Source organism: Streptomyces sp. NPDC058239 (assembly GCF_042882185.1).
Taxonomy (GTDB): Bacteria; Actinomycetota; Actinomycetes; order Streptomycetales; family Streptomycetaceae; genus Streptomyces.
In genome coordinates, this window is record NZ_JBHVWS010000126.1 from 1 (window position 1) to 4,888 (window position 4,888).

At 67.8% G+C, this 4,888-nt stretch carries 1 protein-coding gene; it reads right to left on the reverse strand.

Annotated features, from left to right (window positions below):
• On the reverse strand, positions 1 to 4,888 hold a 4,888-nt coding region (locus tag ACFVYE_RS47085), incomplete at both ends, for an amino acid adenylation domain-containing protein (protein WP_389609732.1).

Genomic DNA, 4,888 nt, shown 5'->3' on the forward strand with positions numbered 1-4,888 from the left:
CTCACCAAGGCAAGGGCGTCCGGAGTCCGCGCCACCTGCGCCTCGAACAGCTCCGGCAGCGTCGCATCCGGAACCTCCCGAGCCGTGTCGTTCCAGTCGACGAGCACCCGCTGCCGTTCCTCGGCGCCGAGAACGCTGACGGAACGGATCGTCATGTCGGGATCGGCAGTGACGGTCTCCAACAGACGCACCAACCGGTCGACGAGCCCTCGGACCGTCTCCTCCGTGAAGAGGTCAGTCCGGTATTCCAGCTGCCCTTCAAGGCCGGCGGCCCGCCCGTCCTGGCCATGGGTCTCCCCCAGGCTGAACGACAGGTCGAACCTGGCCGCCACATCACCGACGGGCTCGGCCTGGGCCAGGGTGCCGGGCAGGTCGAGCTCGGGACGGACGTTGTTGTGGAAGGCGAGCATGACCTGGAACAGGGGGTGTCGGGCCATGGAACGCGCGGGGTTGAGGATCTCCACCAGCCGCTCGAACGGTACGTCCTGGTGCGCGAAGGCAGCCAGGTCGGCCTCGCGGACCCGTTCGACAACCTCGCGGAACGTCGGATCACCGGCCACGTCGGTCCGCAGGACCAGCGTGTTCACGAAGAACCCGACCAACTCGTCGAGGGCGTCGTCGGTGCGTCCCGCGACCGGGGTCCCGATCGGGATGTCCTCGCCGGCGCCCATCTTCGACAGCAACACCGCCAACGCGGCCTGCACCGTCATGAACACACTCGCACCACACGAACGGGACAGCTCCACCAGCCGGGCATGCACCTCAACCGGAACAAGGACATCCACGGAAGCGCCCTCGTGGGAGGCGACCGCCGGACGCGGGAAGTCCACCGGCAACTCCAGCTGCTCAGGAACACCCGCCAGGGCCCGCTCCCAGTACGCCACCTGAGCAGCGATCACGCTCGCGGGATCGTCCTCGCTGCCGAGGACCTCGCGCTGCCACAGCGTGTAGTCCGCGTACTGCACCGGCAGCGCATCCCACACCGGAGCCGCACCCTGGCACCGGGCCGCGTACGCCTCCGACAGATCCTTCGCCAGAGGCGCCATCGACCAGCCATCAGCCGCAATGTGATGGACCACCATCACCAGAACCCACTCATCGGCAGCATCCGCCACCTCCAACAGCCGCACCCGCCACGGCAGATCCCGCTCCAGATCGAAACCGGCACCCGTCACGTCGGCCACCACCGAGGCTACGACCTCAGCGGTCACCGATTCCACGACAACCTCGGGGACACCCGCGGCTCCCTGCAGGATCGCCTGCAGCGGCTCGCCGTCCACCTGCGGGAACACCGTCCGCAGGCTCTCGTGCCGGCCGGCCACATCCGCCAGCGCGGCCTGCAGCGCCTCCACGTCCAGCGTTCCGGTCAGCCGCAACACGAGCGGAATATTGTATGTCGCCGACACGCCCTCCAACTGGCCCAGGAACCACAGACGACGCTGCGCGAACGACACCGGAAGCACCTCCGGCCGCACCCGCACACCCAATCGCTCCCGAACCCGACCACCCTCATCAAGCCGACCCACCAGGCCAGCGACACTCGGGGCCTCGAACAGCGACCGGATGCTCACCTCAGCGCCCAGCACCGACCGGATCCGGCTCACCAGACGAGTCGCCAACAGCGAATGACCACCCAGCTCGAAGAAACTGTCGTCGATCGACACCGACTCCACACCCAGAACCTCGGAGAAGAGACCGCAAAGGATCTCTTCCCGCGGCGACCGGGGAGCCCGTCCGGATGCGTTCGACGTGTACTCCGGAGCCGGCAGGGCACGCCGGTCCAGTTTCCCGTTCGGCGTCAACGGCAGCGAGTCGAGCGTGACGAACGCCGACGGCACCATGTAGTCCGGCAGCCGGTCCGCCACGAACCCACGCAGCGCGGCCGGGTCGAGAACACCGGTGGGCGCACCGGCGCCGGGCACCACGTACGCCACCAGCCGCTTGTCCCCCGCGGCATCCTCCCGAACCACGACGGCTGCTTGGCTCACGAGAACGTGCGCCACCAGCGAGGCTTCGATTTCGCCGAGTTCGAGTCGCTGCCCGCGGATCTTGACCTGGTGATCTCGCCGTTCCACGAACTCGAGACGGCCGTCCGGGAGGCACCTGACGTAGTCGCCCATCCGGTACATCCGCGCGCCGGGCTCACCGGAGTGGGGGTCGGCCACGAAGGCGGCTGCGGTGCGGTTCGCGTCGCCCACATAGCCTTGCCCGACGCCTACACCGCTGACGTACAGGTCTCCGGGCATTCCCATGGCAACCGGCTGGAGTGCCTCGTTCAGCACATACAGCCGCATGTTGCGAATGGGGCGGCCGATGGTGATCTTCTTCTCGGCCTCGTAGTTCTCGCTCGTGATGATGGCGTGCGAGACGTCGTCCGAGCATTCCGTCGATCCGTAGGCGTTCACGAGGGGGATCTCCGGATACCGGGCGAACCAGCGCTCGCACAGGCTCCCCGGAAGGGCTTCGCCCGTCACCATCAGCCAGCGGAGCTGCGGCAGTTCGATCTGCTCATCGTCGGCGTCCCACATGTCCAGGGCCGCCCGGAGGAGCGAGGGTACGACCTCCAGGACCGACACGCCTTCGTCGGCCACGCGCCGGAAGAGCTCGCGCGGGTCGGCGGCCACCGTCCGGTCGACGACTCGGATCCTTCCGCCGAGCATCAGTGCGGCAAACATCTGCCAGACGGAGACGTTGAAGGTCAGCGGCGCGTTCTGCATGACGTGGTCCGCTGAGGAGAGCTTCAGGTCCTCGATCTTCGCCAGCAGATGGTTCTCCATGCCGGCCCGGTGAACCATCGCTCCCTTCGGCCGTCCGGTGGAACCGGACGTGAAGATGGAGTACGCGATGTCGTAGCCCCTGGACCCGTTCGGATACCACTCGGCGCCGTCCTGCTCGTCTTCCATGACCAGCACCTCGACGGCGTCTCCCGACGCAGCGGCGATGGCCTGTGCGCGTTCGAGGTGCTTCTTCTCCGTCAGGAGGCAGTTCGCGCCGCTGTCGGTGAGGTACGTCGCGCTCCGCGCCGTCGGAGCCTGCGGGTCCAGGGGGATGTATCCCGCTCGACTGCCGAACACCCCCAGCACCGACCACACGAACGGTGCACCGGGATCGGAGAGGATTCCGACGAGTGCCCCCGCTCCTGTTCCACGCTGCGCGAGGCGCTTCGAGAGAGCGCTCGCGCGGGACATCAGCACGTCGTACGTGACGTCTCCCTCATCGTCCGTGACGGCCACGGCGTCGGGCTGCTGTCGGGCAACGGCCCTGATCCTGTCGACGACGTCCCGGAACTCCTCCGCCTCGTGGCGCCCGTGCAGCGCGGAGAGCGCACGTTCACGCTCGGGCTCGTCGAGGATCTCGACTCGGCCCATGGGTATCTCAGGGGTCTCGGCAATGGCTCGGAGTACGCGGACGAGTCGGCTGCCGAGTCCCTCCACCTCCGTACGGGCGAACAGGTCGGGGCCGTATTCCATGCGGATCTCGATGCGGTCCCCGGGCAGCACCCTCAGGTTCATCGGATAGTGGCTGGCGTCGTGGGCTTGGGCGTGGGTGAGGCTGAGAGTGGACGTCGCCTGTTCGAAGGCCTCGTCCTCGACCGGGTAGTTCTCGAACACGATCACGGTGTCGAAGAGTTCGTTGGCCGGGGTGAGGTTGTGGATGTCGGTGAGCTTGAGGTGCTGGTGGGCCAGGAGGGCGCTCTGCTCACCCTGGAGCCGTACCAGCGCCTCGCGCAGGGCCTCGCCCGGCTTCAGACGCACACGCACCGGAACGGTGTTGATGAACAGACCGACCATCGACTCGATCCCGGGGATCTGCGGCGGCCGCCCGGAAACGGTCGCGCCGAACACCACGTCGTCCTGACCGGTCATGTGCCCCAGCAGCACTGCCCACGCCTGCTGGACCACTGTGTTCAGCGTCACCCCGCAGCGACGGGCAGCAGCGGTCAGCGCACCCGTCAGCTCCTCCGGCAGGCGCACGGTGACCCGATCCGGAACAAGCGGAACCCGCCCCACCCGCACCGGAGCCAGCCGGGTGGCTTCCTCGACACCCGCCAGCGAGTGCCGCCACGCTTCCTCGGCCGCACCCCGGTCCTGACCCGCAACCCAGGCCAGATAGTCCCGATACGGGGTCACGGGCACCAGATCGCCGTCATGGCCGCCCTGCGCGTAGGCAGCGAACAACTCGCGCATGAGCACCGGCAGGGACCAGCCGTCCAACAGGAGGTGGTGGCAGGTGAACACCAGCCGAAACCGCTCGTCCGCAAGCCGGATCAGCGTGAACCGCAGCAGTGGCGGAGCGGTCAGGTCGAATCGCCGCGCCCGGTCCCGTCCCAGCCACTTCTCGACCGCAGCCTCCTGCTCGGCTGAGTCCAGTCCCGTGAAGTCGACCTCCTGCCAGGGCAGTTCGACCTTCCGCGGGATGACCTGGACCGGTTGCCGCAGACCCTCATGCACGAACCCGGCCCGAAGATTCGCATGGCGGTCGACCACGGTGGAAGCAGCAGCCTTCAGCGCCGCAGCATTCAGACGCCCCTCCACCAGCGACGAGAGTTGCGTCGTATACACGTCCAACGCCTGCTCGTCGTACAGGGCGTGGAACAGCAGACCCTCCTGCAGCGGAGCCAGCGGAAGAACATCGGCGATGCCCTTCCACCTCGCCTCCAGCACACCGATCTCTGCCTGGTTGAGGGAGACCAGGGGCAGGTCGGAAGGCGTGTAACCACCCGCGTCAGGGCCGGCCGCGTGGCGGGTGAACGCCTCCAACGCCTCCACGAACAGACCCGACAACTTCTCCACATCCCGCTCGCCGAGCACTCCCGACGCCCACGACCACGACACCTGCAGACACGGCCCCACCTCACCGTCCTGCACCACCGCGTTGATCTCCAACG